At 64.3% G+C, this 17,399-nt stretch carries 16 protein-coding genes; 11 read left to right on the top strand and 5 right to left on the bottom strand.

The genetic code is table 11. The annotated features are described in order from the left end of the window. Positions 1-70: 70 nt before the first annotated feature. The 7 genes from AC1DWQ_RS15520 (at position 71) to otnI (ending at position 8,093) form a co-directional block, all read left to right on the top strand. On the top strand, positions 71-1,015 hold the full coding sequence (locus tag AC1DWQ_RS15520; RefSeq protein WP_477670445.1) for a chromate resistance protein ChrB domain-containing protein: 945 nt from the start codon (positions 71-73) through the stop codon (positions 1,013-1,015). Continuing rightward, positions 1,012-2,361: a chromate efflux transporter gene (gene chrA / locus AC1DWQ_RS15525; RefSeq protein WP_477670446.1), complete on the top strand. Its 1,350-nt coding sequence runs from the start codon at positions 1,012-1,014 to the stop codon at positions 2,359-2,361. The genes AC1DWQ_RS15520 and chrA overlap by 4 nt, the downstream gene beginning before the upstream one ends. A gap of 10 nt (positions 2,362-2,371) precedes the next feature. After that, a complete protein-coding gene (locus AC1DWQ_RS15530) occupies positions 2,372-3,280 on the top strand; it encodes a Fe-Mn family superoxide dismutase (protein ID WP_477670447.1) in 909 nt (302 codons plus the stop codon). 10 nt (positions 3,281-3,290) lie between these two features. After that, positions 3,291-4,217, top strand: coding sequence for an amidohydrolase family protein (locus tag AC1DWQ_RS15535; RefSeq protein WP_477670448.1), 927 nt, complete (start codon positions 3,291-3,293; stop codon positions 4,215-4,217). An 18-nt stretch (positions 4,218-4,235) separates the two neighbouring features. Then, positions 4,236-5,273, top strand: a complete 1,038-nt coding sequence (locus tag AC1DWQ_RS15540; RefSeq protein ID WP_477670449.1) for a Cj0069 family protein — start codon at positions 4,236-4,238, stop codon at positions 5,271-5,273. Positions 5,274-5,376: 103 nt separating this feature from the next. Further along, a complete protein-coding gene (locus tag AC1DWQ_RS15545; protein ID WP_477670450.1) occupies positions 5,377-7,254 on the top strand; it encodes a SulP family inorganic anion transporter in 1,878 nt (625 codons plus the stop codon). A 5-nt stretch (positions 7,255-7,259) separates the two neighbouring features. Further along, positions 7,260-8,093: a 2-oxo-tetronate isomerase gene (gene otnI / locus AC1DWQ_RS15550; RefSeq protein ID WP_477670451.1), complete on the top strand. Its 834-nt coding sequence runs from the start codon at positions 7,260-7,262 to the stop codon at positions 8,091-8,093. Between the two features lie 15 nt (positions 8,094-8,108). Here otnI and alkB read toward each other — a convergent pair whose 3' ends face one another. The 4 genes from alkB to AC1DWQ_RS15570 all read right to left on the bottom strand — a co-directional run bounded on the left by alkB (position 8,109) and on the right by AC1DWQ_RS15570 (position 12,465). Continuing rightward, entirely contained in the window at positions 8,109-8,762 is a 654-nt protein-coding gene (gene alkB, locus AC1DWQ_RS15555) for a DNA oxidative demethylase AlkB (RefSeq protein ID WP_477670452.1), read from the bottom strand. Positions 8,763-8,772: 10 nt separating this feature from the next. After that, positions 8,773-9,516: a 2OG-Fe(II) oxygenase gene (locus AC1DWQ_RS15560; RefSeq protein ID WP_477670453.1), complete on the bottom strand. Its 744-nt coding sequence runs from the start codon at positions 9,514-9,516 to the stop codon at positions 8,773-8,775. Positions 9,517-9,617: 101 nt separating this feature from the next. Next, on the bottom strand, positions 9,618-10,031 hold the full coding sequence (gene cueR / locus AC1DWQ_RS15565; protein WP_477670454.1) for a Cu(I)-responsive transcriptional regulator: 414 nt from the start codon (positions 10,029-10,031) through the stop codon (positions 9,618-9,620). After that, positions 10,024-12,465, bottom strand: a complete 2,442-nt coding sequence (locus AC1DWQ_RS15570) for a heavy metal translocating P-type ATPase (RefSeq protein ID WP_477670455.1) — start codon at positions 12,463-12,465, stop codon at positions 10,024-10,026. Before AC1DWQ_RS15570 ends, cueR begins: the two co-directional genes overlap by 8 nt. 167 nt (positions 12,466-12,632) lie before the next feature. Here AC1DWQ_RS15570 and AC1DWQ_RS15575 point away from each other — a divergent pair, with 167 nt between their 5' ends. Continuing rightward, a complete protein-coding gene (locus AC1DWQ_RS15575) occupies positions 12,633-12,821 on the top strand; it encodes a heavy-metal-associated domain-containing protein (protein ID WP_477670456.1) in 189 nt (62 codons plus the stop codon). Positions 12,822-12,895: 74 nt separating this feature from the next. Beyond that, entirely contained in the window at positions 12,896-13,750 is an 855-nt protein-coding gene (asd, locus tag AC1DWQ_RS15580) for an archaetidylserine decarboxylase (protein WP_477670457.1), read from the top strand. On the opposite strand, the gene AC1DWQ_RS15585 is transcribed toward asd, so the two are convergent. Beyond that, on the bottom strand, positions 13,747-14,613 hold the full coding sequence (locus tag AC1DWQ_RS15585) for a DUF72 domain-containing protein (RefSeq protein WP_477670458.1): 867 nt from the start codon (positions 14,611-14,613) through the stop codon (positions 13,747-13,749). The two genes, asd and AC1DWQ_RS15585, sit on opposite strands and share 4 nt — an antisense overlap. Positions 14,614-14,822: 209 nt before the next feature. On the opposite strand from AC1DWQ_RS15585, the gene AC1DWQ_RS15590 reads away from it, so the two are divergent. Together AC1DWQ_RS15590 and AC1DWQ_RS15595 are read left to right on the top strand one after the other, a co-directional pair. Next, entirely contained in the window at positions 14,823-16,298 is a 1,476-nt protein-coding gene (locus AC1DWQ_RS15590; protein ID WP_457281927.1) for a M20 family metallopeptidase, read from the top strand. A 73-nt stretch (positions 16,299-16,371) separates the two neighbouring features. Continuing rightward, positions 16,372-17,301 (top strand): lysophospholipase, encoded by a 930-nt coding sequence (locus AC1DWQ_RS15595; protein ID WP_477670459.1) that lies wholly within the window; start codon positions 16,372-16,374, stop codon positions 17,299-17,301. Positions 17,302-17,399: the final 98 nt, after the last annotated feature.

The raw sequence follows: 17,399 nt of genomic DNA on the forward strand, positions 1-17,399 counted from the left end.
ACAGTACGTTTTCAGCACAAATCTGCCGAGCCCTCTTGTAACGTTCATCACGTCATGAGATGATTGCTTCATGACTGACTGGCTGATCCTTACCGCAACACTGCCGACCACCCCAAGTGGCCTGCGGGTCCGGGTGTGGCGTGCACTCAAGGCTACAGGTGCGGGAACGCTTCGGGAGGGGGTCTATGTCCTTCCGGCCACCGCGCCCTCCGCCCTTGCTCTGCGGGAGCTCGCCAAGACGATTGCCGACGCTGGAGCTGACGCCTACTTGCTCGAATTGCGCGCGCGCGATGACGCCCAGGAACAGGCGTTCCGCGCCCTGTTCGACCGCTCCGAGCACTATGCAGAGCTCGTGCAGGCCGTGAAGGATGCCCGCAAGAGCATAGTGGCGGCCAGCGAAGCGGAACTCCACAAGACACTGCGCAGCCTTGAGCAGCAATTGCAGCAGGTCCAGGCAAGCGATTTCTTCCCGGGCAAGGAGAGCGCAGGGTGTGTTGAGGCCGTCTCGGCTCTGCGGCGTGAGATGGAACTTCACCTCTCGCCGGACGAGCCGTCGCCTACGAGGGCCGTTGTCCCCGCGCTTTCCATCAAGGACTACCAGGGCCGCACCTGGGCCACCCGCAAGCGCCCCTGGGTAGACCGCCTGGCCACAGCCTGGCTGGTGCGCCGCTTTATCGACAAGTCCCCGAACTTCATCTGGCTGGCGGAGCCGAAGAAGTGCCCTAAACAGGCTCTCGGCTACGACTTCGACGGAGCGGCCTTCACGCACGTGGGTGAACTGGTGACCTTTGAGGTCGTCGCCAGGAGCTTCGGCCTTGACGAGAAGCCCGCCCTGGCGCGGCTCGGTCAGCTTGTGCATTACATCGACGTCGGGGGCATTCCGCTCGACGAAGCGCCGGGCATCGAAATGATCGTTCGCGGTTTGCAAGCGCAGCACGCGGACGACGACCAGCTGCTTGAGGCGGCGCTCGCATTTTTTGACACCCTGCACGCCGCTCTGAAGGCCGCCAAATGACCACTGATACCGTCGACCAGACAGGGCCCCAACCCATCACTCGCGGGGAAGCGTTCTCCTTCTGGTTGAAGCTTGGCTTCATCAGCTTCGGCGGGCCCGCAGGGCAAATAGCCATCATGCACGAGGAGCTCGTAGAGCGCCGGCGCTGGATTTCCGAGAACCGCTTCCTGCACGCCTTGAACTACTGCATGCTGCTGCCCGGCCCGGAGGCGCAGCAACTCGCGACCTACATCGGGTGGTTGATGCACCGCACGTGGGGCGGCATTGTCGCCGGCGGGCTGTTCGTCCTGCCGTCGCTGTTTCTGCTGATTGCACTGTCGTGGGTCTACATGGCTTTCGGCCACGTCCCGGCCATCGCGGGCCTGTTCTACGGCATCAAGCCAGCCGTCACCGCACTGGTCGTGCATGCCGCCTACCGGGTTGGCTCCCGCGCCCTCAAAAACGGCTGGTTGTGGGGCATCGCGGCGGCGGCGTTTATCTCCATCTTTGCATTCAACATACCGTTCCCGTTGATCGTGCTCGCGGCGGGCGCCATCGGCTACCTCGGCGGGAAGTACGCACCCGACAAGTTCAAGACCGGCGGCCACGGCGCGTCCACCAAGCAGTTCGGTCCGGCCCTCATCGATGACCACACGCCCACACCCGCCCACGCGTTCTTCACCTGGAAGCGCGCCAGGCAAGTGCTGGTCGTCTGCCTGGGCCTGTGGATAGCCGCCATCGGCGCTCTCACGGCTGCATACGGGTGGGACGCGGTGCTCACACAGATGGCATGGTTCTTCACCAAGGCTGCGCTGCTGACGTTTGGCGGTGCCTATGCGGTGCTGCCCTACGTCTACCAGGGCGCAGTGGACAACTACCAATGGCTCACCGGCCCCCAGATGATTGACGGCCTGGCGCTCGGCGAGACCACGCCCGGCCCGTTGATCATGGTCGTCGCGTTTGTCGGCTTCGTCGGTGGCTGGACCAAGGCCATATTCGGCCCCGAGTCCCTGTTCCTGGCCGGTGCTGCCGCGGCGACGGTGGTCACCTTCTTCACTTTTCTGCCGTCGTTCTTCTTCATCCTGCTCGGCGGGCCTTTCATCGAGTCCACGCACGGCAACCTGAAGTTCACGGCTCCACTGACCGGCATCACAGCCGCGGTGGTGGGCGTGATCTTGAATCTCGCTGTGTTCTTTGCCTACCACGTGCTCTGGCCGCAAGGCCTCTCGGGCCGCTTCGAGTGGGCTTCATTCGTCATCGGAGTAGCGGCCGCCGTGGCGCTGTTTCGCTTCAAAGTTAGTGTCATTCCCGTCGTGTTGGTCTCCGGCGTCGTCGGGCTGGCGCTGCGGCTCAGCAACATTATTTAAAGGTGCACCCATGGACGCTCGAATTCACGACCTCTCCTTCGACCCTGCCGGCATGAATGGCCTTTCGGAGAAATTGCTGCGCAGCCACCACCAGAACAACTACAGCGGCGCCGTCAAGCGGCTGAATGCCATCCGCGGCCGGTTGCGGGAGATGCCTTTCGCGACTACACCCGGCTTCGACCTCAATGGTCTCAAGCGGGAAGAACTCATCGCGACCAACTCGATGCTGTTGCACGAGCTGTACTTCGACTGCCTGGGTGCCACCGGCGAGCCGCTGACACCGGCGGCGGTGCTCGCGCTGCAATCGAACTTCGGCAGCGTTGAACGATGGCGCGAGGAGTTCGTCGCGATGGGCAAGGCCCTGGCCGGCGGATCCGGCTGGGTGCTGCTGGTATTCCAGCCGCGCGAGGGAACCCTTGTGAACCAGTGGGCCGCGGACCACACGCACGCGGTGGCGGGTGGCATCCCCATCCTGGCGCTCGACATGTACGAGCACGCCTACCACCTGGATTTCGGCGCGGCCGCCGGCCAGTATGTCGATGCCTTCATGGAGAACATCAACTGGACGCGCGTGTACGAGCGCTACCAGGCCGCGGTGGAGGCTTCAAGCGAGCCGTTCGCAGCCACTGCCGACGACCTCGCCGGTGCCCATGTTCTGGATGTGCGGCGGGCAGGGGTCTTCGACCAGGCGGACTCGCTCATTCCCGGTGCGCAGTGGCGAGACCCGGCCCAGGTGAACGCCTGGTCGGCGCAGCTGCCCAAGGACAAGCCCGTGATGGTCTATTGCGTTTACGGGCACGAGGTCGGACGATCCACGACCATGCGCCTGCGTGCAGCAGGGGTCGATGCCAGGTTCCTGAGCGGCGGTATTGACGGCTGGAAAGCCGCGGGCCGGCCGCTCGCGGCAAAGCAAACCTGAGGCGTGATCCATGGACGTGATCGACTTTCACTGCCACTTCGCCGGAGCGGGCATTCCGGTCGATGCGTCCAGAGGCAGTCCACCAGCCCAGAAGGAATTCTGGGACGGCGTAAGCAGGCGGCTGACGCAAGAGGCGGCATTGCTTGCGTCGCTGCAGACGGCAGGCGTGACGAGTCGAGTCATCAACACGTCCCTCGAGTTCGTCTTGGCCCCAGGCGAGGAGGCGGACATTGACACCATCCGCAAAATAAACGATTCGATGGCAGAGGTGGTGCACCGCCACAGCGGTGTGTTGCACGGACTTGCCACCGTGGACGCCTACCGTGGCGAGGAGTCAGGCCGCGAATTGACGCGAGCAGTCAAGGAGCTGGGCCTGAAAGGCGTGTTCATCGAGAGCGCGAAAGGGGATCTGCTGCCCGATGCACCGGAAGCCAGGGCGACCTTTCTTGCGGCATCGGAGCTGGACGTTCCCGTGTTCCTGCACCCGGTGCCGGATGCGGCTCTGCGCCAGAAGTTTGGGCACACAGGAAAGTTCAGCGAACGTCTTTCGCGCGGCGCGATCAACAGCGCCGCCTTGCTTGCCATGGTGCACGCCGGCATGTTCGAAGAGATGCCCCATCTGAACGTCGTCGTCACTGCGCTTGCGCTTGGGGGTTTGATGCTCGGGGAATGCCTGGCGGATGGCGCGCGGATCGGCAAACACGCGTCGCCGCGGCGCAATGTTTACATCGACACGACAGGCACGCATCCGGTCATGCTGCGTGCGGCCATCGACCTTGTCGGGGAGGACCATGTCGTCACCGGCACGGATTGGCCGGTCGTGACTGAAACGGATCTGCCGGCCCGGCTCACCAGCCTGTTCGACCAGTGTGGCCTAGGCGAAGCCGGCCGGGAGCTGATCGCCAACGGAAATGCGCGGCGCCTGCTGCACGCGTAAGCCTTCAAGGAGCTGATCATGCCCAGACCTTCCGTCGCATTGCTCTATCCTGGCGATCGCGCCATGCGGGACCGCGCGGATCCAGCTGAAAGCCGCTTTGCCGCTTTGTTCGAGGCGTTTGCGAGCGCCGGAGTAAGCGCCGTCCCGGCCGTGTACAACGATGCCTTCGCCGAGGAAGTGGAGGCGCAGGTGCGCGACTGCCGCCTTGTGCTGACATGGTGCAACCCCATCGAGGGCGGACGAAGACGGGACGTCCTGGACGCCATGCTGCGGCGGGTTGCCGACTCGGGGGTTGTGGTCAGCGCGCACCCCGAGACCATCCTGAAGCTGGGAACCAAAGACGTCTTGCTTCACACGCGCGATCTCCCGTTCGGCAGCGACGTTTGCCGAGTCGAAAGCCTCAAACAGCTTGAGGAAGAATTGCCGGAACGGCTCCGCAAGGGCCCGCGGGTGCTCAAGCAATACCGGGGGCATAGTGGTATCGGTGTCTGGCGTGTGGAACTGGTGAGTCCCATTGGCACACCCGCGTGCCTGCGTGTGCGCCACGCCCAGCGCGGCAGCGACGAGGAGCTGATGGAGCTCCCGGCGCTGCTGGCAAGACTGGCTCCGTACTTCGAGCCGGCGAATGGCGGGCACATGATCGACCAGGCATGGCAACCACGGTTGGTGGAAGGCATGGTTCGGGCCTATTTGGTGGAGGACCGGGTCGAGGGGTTCGGACACCAGTCGGTGAATGCGCTCTACCCCGCCGCGCCTGGCCAGCCAGCGCCGCAATCCGGCCCGAGGCTGTACTACGCCGCGGACCTGCCGCAATTCCGGTACCTGAAGGAACGACTGGAGACCGAGTGGGTCGAGTTGCTTCGTGCACGCGTCGGCCTCGCGCGCGAGCGGCTTCCCTTCTTGTGGGACTGCGATTTCATGTTCGGCGAGCCTCTCGTCGATGCCTCTGAGTACTATGTGCTTTGCGAGATTAACGTCAGCAGCGTAGCGCCATTCCCGGACTCCGCAATCCAGCCACTGGTTTTGGCTGTGCAACGTCGTCTAGAGCAGATTTGATCGCTTGTCGGCGCTTGCCGGTTTGCTGTTGCGTTTGTCCGACCTGACCTGATCGCCGCTCTGGATGACCGGGGGCTGGGCGCGGTATGCTCAGGCCCTCGTGATGGAACCCTCAGCCCCCAGCGAATCCCGGTCATCGACCCTCCTCCTGGAACGCCTTTTTGGCGACTGGGTGCGCGAGGTGTCGCCTGCTACTGTGCGGGCCGATGCGATGGCGGGTCTCTTGGGCGCAGTGCTGGTGCTGCCGCAAGGCATTGCCTTCGCAACGCTGGCCGGCCTGCCGCCGGCCTACGGCCTTTACACCGCCGTGATTCCCTGCATCATCGCCGCGCTGTTCGGTTCCAGCCGGCATGTCATGTCGGGCCCTACAAACGCCAACTCGCTGGCTCTGTTCGCCATGCTCTCGCCGCTGGCCATGGCCTTTAGCCCGCTCTACATTCAGCTGGCGCTGGCCGTCACCGTGATGGTGGGAGTCATGCAGTGGCTGATTGGCGCGTTGCGCCTGGGTGTGCTGGCCAACTTCATTTCACCGGCGGTGCTGTTTGGTTTTACTTCGGGCGCTGCGCTGCTGATCGCTGTGCATGCGTTGCCCGACCTGCTGGGCCTGGCGGCTGCGCCTGAGCACAGCGCGGCCGCGGTTCTTGGACATGTTCTCACGCAGATCACTTCCGCCCAGCCCATGGCGCTGGGTGTTGCGGCCATCACCCTGGGTGTCGCGCTGCTGCTGCGCCACCTGCGCCGCAACTGGCCGTACATGTTGATCGGATTGGCGGTGGCCACTGCGCTGGCCTGGGTGTGGAGCGGCCTTCTTTATCCCGGTGCCGCACCCTCCGCCTCGTTGCGTACTGTGGGCCAGATCCCCGTACCCTGGCCGAGGTTCGAAGTGCCGCGCATCAGCTGGGCGCAGGCCGCCGACCTTATCGGCCTGGCGTTTGCGCTGACCATCGTCGCGCTGGGCCAGGCGATCTCGATCGCCAAGACGGTGGCGCTGCGCTCGGGCCAACGCATAGACGCCAACCGCGAGTTCCGCGGCCAGGGCCTGTCCAACATCGTCGGCGGGTTTTTCTCAAGCTACGTTTCCTGCGGCTCGATGAACCGCTCCATGCCCAACCTGGAGGCCGGTGCGCGCACCCCGCTGGCCTCGGTATTTTCGGCTTTGTTGCTGCTGGCGCTGGTGGCGGTGAGCGCGCCGCTACTCGCGCAAATCCCCATGGCCGCGCTGGCGGCGCTGCTGGTGCTGGTGGCGTTCGCGCTGCTGGACTTCGCACGCTGGCGCCAGCTGTTCACCTTGAGCCGCAGCGACTTTGGCGTGGCGATGGCCACCATGGTGGCGACCGTCACCATACGGCTGGAGATCGCGATCTTGCTGGGCATGATTTTGTCGCTGATGTCCTTCCTCTACCGCACGTCAAAGCCTGCGATGCGCACCATGGGTTTTGACAGCCGCGGGCTGGACCGGCAGTTTGTGGTGATCGACAACAGCGTTGATGCGGGGGTTGACGTCGTTTCCGCACAGAAGGCCGAAGCGTCGTCGGAAGCGACGCCCCAGGCCTTGCCTGAATGCCCGCAGCTCAAATTGCTGCGAATGGAAGGCGAGGTCTACTTTGGCGCGACACAGCACGTCGCCGACATCCTGCATTCGCTGCGCACCCAGCCTCAGCCGCAAAAACACCTGCTTGTCATGGGCAAGAGCATGAACTTCATTGATCTGGCCGGCGCCGAGCTGTGGGAGGCCGAGCTCGCCGCGCGCCGCGCCATGGGCGGTGACCTGTACTTCCACCGGCCGCGGCCTGAAGTCATCCGCATGTGGCGCAAAACGGGCTTTACCAGCGTGCTGGGGCCAGAGCACCAGTTCCCCGACAAGTTCACCGCGATCTCCACCATCTTCAATAAGCTGGACCCTGAAATTTGCCGCCACTGCACCGCGCGGATATTCTGGGAATGCCAGTCTGCGCCAGGCCCCGACACACCCACCCCCTGAAACCCATGCCCCAATTCGCCGCCAACCTTAGCTGGATGTACACCGAGCTTCCCATGGCCGAACGCTTTGCCGCAGCCGCTCGTGACGGTTTCACGGCCGTGGAAATCCTCTCGCCCTATGCATGGGAACCCGCGGCGCTCAAAGCCATCCTGCAGCAACACGGCCAGCAGCTGGTGCTGTTCAACGCACCGCCCGGTGGCGTCGATGTGGCCAGCATCGAGAAGGCTTGGGCAAGCTCGCAAAAAGGCACGGCCTGCCTGCCGGGCCATGAAGCGGAGTTCCGTGCCGGTATCGCGATTGCGCTGGAGTATGCGCAATCGCTGGGCTGCCCGCGCATCCACGTAATGGCGGGCGTACTGCCCGCCGGGGTGGAGCGCGAGGCGGTGCAACCGACCTATGTGAACAACCTGCGCGAGGCGGCCCCACTGGCGGCCAAGGTGGGTGTGGACCTGTTGATCGAGCCTATCAACACCCGCGACATTCCGCGCTTCTTTTTGAACCGGCAAGACCACGCACATGAAATCATCCGCGAAGTGGGTGCGCCCAACGTCAAGGTGCAGATGGATCTTTACCACTGCCAGATCGTTGAAGGCGACCTGGCCATGAAACTGCGCAAATACCTGCCCACGGGCCACGTCGGCCATCTGCAGATCGCGGGCGCACCCGGCCGCAATGAGCCAGATGTCGGTGAGATCAACTACCCCTATCTGTTCGCGCTGCTCGATGAGCTCGGCTACAGCGGTTGGGTAGGGTGTGAATACAAGCCGCTGCGCGGCGCAGAAGCCGGCGCTACGCAGGCCGGGCTGGGCTGGCTGAAAAGACTTCGCGAATGCGCCTGAGCGCGTTCGCAGCATTCAGCGCGCGCAACGAAACGTCAAATTGATGCGCTGCCTGCCCAGGCGCGCGTGTTCGCCCTCGGCCAGCGGTGCTACGCCGTGATAAGCCAGCCGCGACGGGCCGCCCCACACCGCCACGTCGCCATGCACCAGGCGGTATCGCGCGGGGCGGTCGCTGCGATTCAGGCCGCCGAACAAAAACACCGCCGGCAAGCCCATCGACACCGACACAATCGGCGCCTCCATGCTGCCTTCATCCTTGTCCTGGTGTAGCGAGAGGCGCGCTCCGGGCTCATAGCGGTTGATCAGGCAGGCGTCCGGCCGAAAATTGCCGAAACCCGCTTCCGCTGCGGCGTGCAGTGCCAGTTCGGCAAAGCAGGCTGGCATGGCCGGCCAGCGTCGGCCTGAAAGCGGGTCGTTCGCGTCATAGCGGTAACCGCTGTGATCGGACACCCAGCCCAGCGCGCCGCAATTGCTCATCGCGACCGACATGGTGTAGCCGCCCGGCGTGACCAGGTGGCGCAGCGGCGCGGCCGCGGTGACGTCTTGCACAGCTTGCAGCAACACTTCGTCCACCTCGCAGGCAAAGCCGCGCAGCAGCATGGCGCCTGGTGCCATCACCTCGGGCGCGGTGTATGGCGCCGGCACCTCATCGAAAAGCCCCAGGGTCACACCATCTCCTTTACTCAGCATCATGAAAAATAATGCCCAGCGTGTGCCGGCGGCCGCTACGCACCGTGCTCACGCCGTGCCGCATGTTGACCCGGTAAAAGCCGCGGCTGCCCTGCACCGGCCGGTGATGCACGGCAAACACCACGGCGTCGCCCTGCCGCAGCGGCACCACCTCGGGCCGCGACTGCATGCGCGGGCGCTGCTCCGTCAGCACAAACTCGCCGCCCGTGAAATCTTCGCCCGGGCGCGACAGCAGCACGGCGACCTGGATCGGGAACACGTGCTCGCCATACAGGTCCTGGTGCAGGCAGTTGTAGTCTCCAGGACCATATTGCAAGAGCAGCGGTGTAGGCCGCTGCTGGCCTGCCGCGTGACAGCGTGCGAGGAAATCGGCATGGACCGGCGGATAGCGCACGTCAATCCCCATGGCCTGGTTCCAGGCATTGGCCACGCCGACCAACCGCGGGTAAAGCGTGGTGCGCAGCCGCGCCACGATGTCCGGCAGCGGGTAGCGGAAGTACTGGTATTCGCCCTGGCCGAAGCCGTGGCGCTGCATCACCACCCGGCTGCGAAAGCGGCCCGCATCGGCATAGAGCGCGGTGACGGCCTCACATTCCTGCGCGCCCAGCAGCTGCGGCAGCACGGCGCTGCCGTAGCGGTTGAGTGTGGCTGTAATGTGCGCCCAGCCGCCTGTTCCGGCATCCGTGCCGGCGGATTCGGGCAACAGGCTGGGGGCATCGGAAACGGGCGGCATGCGGAAATCCTTTGAGGCGATGGGGCATCCATCAACGCATTCAGGATAAATCCGGCGGCTCGCTAACGCTCGCCGGAATCGGACATTTCATTCGACCTTGGTCAAGCAGCCAGCTCGGAGAGGATGGGGCAATCAGGCCGGCTGTTGCCCTGGCAGCAGTGCGCCAGGTGGCCCAGGGTCTGCTTCATCGCTTCCATCTCGGCAATACGGCGCTCCAGGTCGGCCACATGGGCCAGCGCGATGCGCTTGACGTCGGCACTCGCGCGGCGCTTGTTCTGCCATAACTTGAGCAACTCGGCGATCTCGATCATGCTGAACCCCAGCGCGCGGGCGCGGCGTATGAAGCGCAGCGTGTGCACTTCTTTTTCGCCGTACTGGCGGTAACCCGCATCGGTGCGGTGCACGGTGGGCAGCAGGCCCAGCGACTCGTAGTGGCGAATCATCTTGGCGGACACGCCCGTGTGCGCAGCGGCCTGGCCGATGTTGAGCGGACCAATATCAAATGTGTCAGTCATGGGTGCTCCCTTTCCAGCGGCGCAACAGCAGGGCGTTCATCACCACACTGGCGCTGCTCAGCGCCATGGCGGCGCCGGCGATGACGGGGCTGAGCAGCCCCAGCGCAGCCAGCGGAATACCGACCACGTTGTAAACAAAAGCCCAGAACAGGTTCTGGCGGATCTTGGCGTAGGTGCGGCGCGAAATATCGATGGCGTCCGCCACCAGCGCCGGGTTGCCGCGCATCAGCGTGATGCCGGCGGCGTGCATGGCCACGTCGGTGCCGGTGGACATCGCGATGCCCACATCGGCCGCGGCGAGGGCGGGTGCATCGTTGATGCCGTCGCCCACCATGGCCACACGCCCGCTTTGCGCTTGCGCAGCGGCCTTGAGTTGGCCGATGATGGCGGCTTTGTCTTGCGGCAACACCTGGCTGTGCACAAGGTCTATTCCGAGTTGCTGCGCCACGGCTTCGGCGCTGCCGCGGTTGTCGCCGGTCACCAAAGCGGTTTGAATGCCCAGTGCGTGGAGGCGGGAAATCGCCGGCGCCGCGCTGCTTTTGAGCATGTCGCCAAACGCCATCAGCCCGAGAAGCTGCGGTGTTCCGGTGACTTCGGCCAGCCACGACACCGTGCGGCCCTGGGCTTCGAGTTCTTTGGCGCGTGCATTCAGCGTGGCGAAGGTGTTCAGGTCCAGGCCCAGCTCCTGCATAAAGCGCGGGCTTCCGAGCCGCAGTTCGCGGCCTGCCACCACGGCGGCCATGCCGCGGCCGGCGACGGCGCGCAACTCCGTCGCTGCGGGAATCTCAAGCTGCTGCTCCGCCGCGCGCCGTGTGACCGCGCGGGCGAGCGGGTGTTCGCTGCCCGACTGGATGGCGGTCGACCAGGCCAGCAACTCGTTGGCAGCGATTGCGCTGGGCTCCAGCGCCACCAGTTCGGGTTTGCCCTCGGTCAGCGTGCCGGTCTTGTCAAAAGCCACTACCTTGACGCCGTGCGCCACTTCCAGCGCCTCCGCGTCCTTGATCAGGATACCCTGGCGTGCGGCGGCGCCCGTGCCCACCATGATGGCGGTAGGCGTGGCCAGACCGAGTGCACAGGGACAGGCGATTACCAGCACAGCGACCGCATTGAGGATGGCCGCCTCCCAGTCCTGCGTGGCCAGGCCCCAGCCCAGCAGCGTCACCAGGGCAATGGCAATTACCACAGGCACAAACACGGCGCTGACCTGGTCCACCAACCGTTGTATGGGTGCTTTTTTGGCTTGGGCCGATTCGACCATACGCACGATGCGGGCCAGCGTGGACTCCGCGCCTACGGCCGTGGTGCGCACCACGATCAGGCCTTCGGCATTGACTGCGCCGCCAGTCACGTGGTCGCCTGCGTACTTGGCAACTGGCAGGCTCTCGCCGGTGATCAGCGACTCGTCCACCTGCGTGGAACCCTCGACGATCTCGCCATCAACCGAGATGCGTTCGCCAGGGCGCACCACCACCAGGTCGCCGAGCTGTATGTCTTGCAAGGCTACGTCTTCGTCCTTTCCATCGCGCCGACGGCGCGCGGTGTCGGGGCGCAGCGCCTGCAACGCGCGGATGGCGGCGGTCGTCTGGTGTTTGGCGCGCGCTTCCATCCATTTGCCCAACAACACCAGTGTGATGACGACTGCCGAGGCTTCAAAATACAGGTGCGCCATGCCATGGCCGCCATGCCGCAGCAATTGATAGACGCTCAGGCCGTAGGCAGCTGAGGTGCCCAACGCGACCAGCAAATCCATATTGCCGGTGCGGGCGCGCAAGGCGCTCCAGCCGGCGCGGTAAAAACGTGCGCCCAGCCAGAACTGCACCGGCGTGGCCAGCAGCCATTGCCACCAGCCGCCCAGCATCCAGTCCTTGCCGAACAGCGCCCCCACCATGGGCAGCGCCAGCGGCGCAGACAGGACGGCTGCCAGCGCGATAGGCCACCAGGGCGCGCCAGTTTTGTCCACGGGGGTGCCCGAAGCGGGGATTTCGCTCGCCTGATAACCGGCTTTGGCCACTGCCGCCACCAGCGCCGGCAACATCGCGGCGTTGCCCGCGACGCGGACTTCGGCGGTCTCGGTCGCCAGGTTGACGCTGGCCGACAGCACCCCTGGCATTTGCTTGAGCGCTTTCTCGACGCGCGACACGCAGGAGGCGCAGGTCATGCCGTCTATTTTGAGCCGCAAGGATTGTTCGGCCACGCTGTAGCCGGCTTTGGCGACGGCGGTCTTCAGGGCGTCCATGCCGACACCGGCGCGCACCTTGACGCTGGCCTGTTCGGTCGCGAAATTGACGCTCACGTCCTCAACGCCCGGGACGTTGGCCAGCGAACGTTCCACACGCGCCACGCAGGACGCGCAACTCATGCCCTGGACGGGAAACTGCCACTCGGTCAGCGCCGGCATGACGGGAGATGTTTTTAACGTGGATGGGGTGTTCATGCCTGTAGTCTCAACCTTACCACCATGGGAGGGTCAAGCGCCTTGGTGTAATAGCCCTGAATCGAGGCAGGACTTGCCGGGCTACGCTTGACCCTGCCCCCATGGGAAGGTTCAGACTTCTGGGTAATCCCTGTACCAATCTCTCAGACAGCTTCCAAGGAGTCTTTATGGAATTCAATATCCCCGCCATGAGCTGCGGCCACTGCGTTGGCGCCGTCACCCAGGCCATCAAATCGCTGGATGCAGCGGCGCAGGTCAGTGTGGACTTGCCCGGCAAAAAGGTTGTGGTGCAATCCTCGCAAGACAGGCAAGCCGTGGCGGCTGCGCTGGCCGAGGCGGGTTATCCCGCACAGTAGTGCGCCGATATCCGGCGGGAAAGACGTTTCGGCGTCGATAGAATGGCCCTTCCTCCCTCCATTCAAGCCGCCTAGTGTCCGACCGACTCGCCGTCCTCCCCCAATACCTGTTTCCCAAGCAGGCGCTGACCAACTTTGCCGGTTTTGTAGCTTCGCGCGAGCGTGGCTGGGTCACCACCGAAATCATCCGCCGCTTTGTCGCCAAGTACCAGGTCAACATGGACGAGGCGCTCAACTCCGACATTGCGAGCTATCTCACCTTCAACGACTTCTTCACGCGTGCGCTCAAGCCCGGCGCGCGACCGCTGGCTGATGCCGAGCTGATTTCGCCGGTGGACGGTGCGATCAGCCAGTTCGGTGCGATCGAGAAGGACCAGATCTTTCAGGCCAAGGGTCACAGTTATTCGACTACTGCGTTGGTGGGCGGGGATGCGGCGCTGGCGGCGCATTACCAGGACGGCCATTTCGCTACGCTCTATCTGAGCCCCCGGGACTACCACCGCATCCACATGCCTGCAGGCGGTCGGCTGACGCGCATGATTTATGTGCCGGGCGACCTGTTTTCCGTCAATCCCGTTACCGCACGCGGCGTGCCGGGGCTGTTCGCGCGCAATGAGCGCGTGGTCTGCGTTTTCGAATCGGCGCGCGGGCCCTTTGTGCTGGTGCTGGTCGGCGCGACCATCGTTGGCAGCATGGCCACGGTGTGGCACGGCGTGGTGAACCCGCCGCGCGGCAAGGTGGTGCGGCAATGGGATTACCCCGACGAGCCAACCTCCGCCATCCGCCTCAAGCAGGGCGAGGAAATGGGCCGCTTCCTGCTGGGCTCCACCGTCGTCATGCTGTTTCCCAAAGGGCCGCTGCAGTTCAATGCCGAGTGGGCGCCCGGCCGCGAAATACGGCTCGGCGAAGCCATGGCGGTCTACGGTTAAGCAGAGGGTGTGAAGCCCAGGCGGTTTAAAAACGCCATCGCTGCCGCCGGCGCCCTTTCCTTGGCGCCGTTGATGAAATACACAAACACGTCGCGCGGCTTGCCCTGTGCCGGGGCTTCTTCCAGCGTCGGCAGGTCGGCCGGCGCGGAGCCGTCAGCCCATTGCCGCGCGCGCTCAGCCCAGGCGTTCAGCGCGCTTTCCTCGTAGCCGGTCTCCAGGCCTGATTCGCTCATCATGAGGCGGGCATAGGCGAAGTCACCCGTGAGGTCGGCGAAAGACGGAAATTTGTCAGCGTCGGTAAATACAGTGGCGACCTTGTAACGGCGCGCCAACGCCAGGTAATCGGGCGACATAAAGCTCTCGTGGCGAACGTCGACGACATGGCGCAGCGCCCGGCCGTCCACCTGTTTGGGCAGCAGCGACAGAAACGCCTCGAAATCCCCTGCCTCAAACACCTTGCCGGGCATGAATTGCCAGACGATGGGGCCCAGCTTGTCGCCCAGTTCGCTGATGCCGCTTTCAGTGAAGCGCTGGATGGACTCGCCCGCCTCGGCCAGCACGCGGCGGTTGGTCGCGTAGCGCGAGGCCTTGAGGGAAAACATGAAGTTGTCCGGCGTCTCGTCGTGCCACTTCCTGAAGCTGGCCGGCTTCAGCGTGCCGTAGTAGGTGCCGTTGACCTCGATGGCGCTCAGCCGGCGGCTTGCGTATTCGAGTTCGCGGCTGTGCGCCAGGCCGGCTGGGAAAAAGTTGTCGCGCCAGGGCTCAAAGGTCCAGCCGCCCACGCCAGCGCGGATGCGGGAATCGGCTACCGTGGCTGGCGTGGCGGCGGAAGATGGCGTGTGTGCGCGGCTTGCTGGTGTCATGGCGGCTCCGTGGCGTACTTGTCTGCTTTCTCGTCCAATTGGAGGAGTTATCTTTGTCCACGCCGCCCGCGATGCGCTGTAGGTTGAATTCTCCAATTGCGGGTCTTCCCGTGGCCGGTGGCGCGGTCTGTGTCGGAAGCGTACAGTAGCAGGTGCCGTAGCAAAATGCTGCCCTAAAAGCCGATATCCTTGTTCCCGGAGCCTTTCCAATGAACGCCCCACTGCACCGCGAAATCCCCGCCAGCATCCTTAACGCCGCCCAGGCCCTGTCCCAGGTCACGGCCCAATGGGACGGCGACATCGTCAAACAGATCACCGACTACATCTCCATCCCAGCCAAGTCCCCCACGTTTGACAGCGACTGGGCGCAGCACGGCTTCATCGACACCGTCATGCGCAATGCGGCGGCCTGGGTCGAGGCGCAGAAGGTCGAAGGCCTCAAGCTGGAGATCGTGCGCCTCGAAGGCCGCACCCCGGTGCTGTTCTTTGAGATCCCGGCCACGCGCGCCGATTCGACGCAAACCGTGTTGATGTACGGCCACCTCGACAAGCAGCCCGAATTCACCGGTTGGCGCAATGATTTGAGCCCCTGGATGGCCAAGTACGAAGACGGAAAGCTTTATGGCCGTGGCGCCGCCGACGATGGGTATGCGGTCTACGCCAGCATTGCCGCGGTGCAGGCGCTCAAAGCGCAGAACGTGCCGCACCCGCGCATCGTTGGCCTGATCGAAACCTGCGAGGAAAGCGGCTCCTATGATTTGCTGCCTTACGTCAATGCGTTGCGTGAGCGCCTGGGCGACGTCGCGCTGGTGGTGTGCCTGGATTCCGGCGCGGGCAACTACGACCAGCTGTGGCTGACCACCAGCCTGCGCGGCAACGCGGCGGGCGTGCTCAAGGTGGAAATCCTCACCGAAGGCGTGCACTCCGGCGACGCCAGCGGCCTGGTGCCGTCGAGCTTTCGCATCATGCGCCAGGTGCTGGACCGCCTGGAAGACAGCAAGACCGGTCGCCTGCTACCGCAAAGCTTTCACTGTGAGGTTCCGGCTGACCGGCTGGCGCAGGCGCAGGCCACGGCCAAAATCCTCGGCGAGGAAATCTACAAGCGTTTTCCGTGGGCGCACTACGACTGCGAAGGCTCCAGCGCATTTGCCTTGCCCACCACGACTGACCCGGTGGAAGCCCTGCTCAACCGCACCTGGCGCCCGACGCTGAGCGTGACGGGTGCCGAAGGTTTTCCAGCCCTCAAGGATGCGGGCAATGTGCTGCGCCCCTACACCGCCTTCAAGCTCTCGCTGCGTTTTCCGCCGCTGATCGACGCTGGCGCGGCGGTGCAGGAACTCAAGACACTGCTGGAAGACAATGCGCCTTACCAGGCCAAAGTCACGTTTGAAAGCAACGGCGGCGCCACCGGCTGGAACGCGCCCAGCACCGTACCCTGGTTTGAGAACGCGCTCAACGATGCGTCGCAAAGCTTCTTCGGCGCGCCCTGCGGCACCATAGGCCAGGGCGGAACCATTCCGCTGATGAACATGCTGAGCAAGGGCTTCCCCAAGGCGCAGATGATGGTTTGCGGTGTGCTCGGCCCCAAGAGCAATGCGCACGGCCCCAACGAGTTCCTGAACGTGCCTTACGCCAAGAAGCTGACCGCCGCGGTCGCGCATGTGATGGCCCGCGTTCCCGGTTGATGCGGGTGAGCTACCCTTCTTTGCGCCGCGGTTTGCCGGCAGCGCTTGTTTCAAGCCAGGCTTTTGCTGCCGCATGCATTCCACCGTCCTAGCGCCTTTCACCGCCCGCGACGGCGAGAACCTGGCTCTCTATGAGTGGCCACTGGATGCTTTGGCCATCGAAATGGGTCAACATGCGTTGCCGCCGCGCGCCATGGTGCTGCTGGTCCATGGCTTGGGCGAGCACGCCAGCCGCTACGACCATGTCGCCAGCCAATTGCTCGACTGGGGTTTTGCCGTGCGTGCCTACGACCAGCGCGGCCATGGCGAATCGGGCGGGTTCCGTGGTGTGCTGCCCAATGAGACTGCACTGCTGGACGACCTGGCCGAAATAGTCGACGACACGCGCCTGCGTTGCGTGCGCCTTCTGGAGGAGGTCAACGCGGACGGACGAAGCCCGCAGCCGCCTGCGCATCTTCCCCTGGTTCTGCTTGGCCACAGCATGGGCGGTCTGGTGGTGAGCCGGTTTGTCGCGCTGGGCATTCGCCCCGTGGATGGCCTCGTGATGTCTTCTCCCGCGCTGGATCCGGGGCTCAACGCCTTGCAAAAGCTGCTGCTGGCCTTTATGCCGAGGCTGGCACCCGACCTGTGTGTAGGCAACGGCCTGGACGCGCGCTACATCTCGCACGATGAAGAGGTGGTCAAAAAATACTTCACCGACCGGCTGGTGCACGACAGAATCTCGCCACGCCTGGGCAAATTCATCGCAACAGCGGGTCCCGCGACGGTGGCGGCCGCCGCCCAATGGCGCACGCCTACGCTGCTGATGTATGCGGGTGCGGACCGGCTTGTCAATCCGGCCGGCAGCCGCGCTTTCGCGGAAAACGCGGCCAACTCACCGGCCGTGACCGCCGGCATGGTGACGTCGCGGTGCTTTGAGGGCCTCTATCACGAGATATTCAATGAAGTCGAGTCGGAGCCGGTGTTTGACACGCTCAAGGCCTGGCTGGACGCCCGCTTCTAGCGGTTAAGAAAATCTCAAGAGAAATTCGGCTTCAGCCCAATAAGAACGGGCGCAAACAGCTATAAAAACAATAGCAATAACTGGCGGCATCGCCGGGT

The organism is Polaromonas sp. P2_G11 (assembly GCF_056403595.1).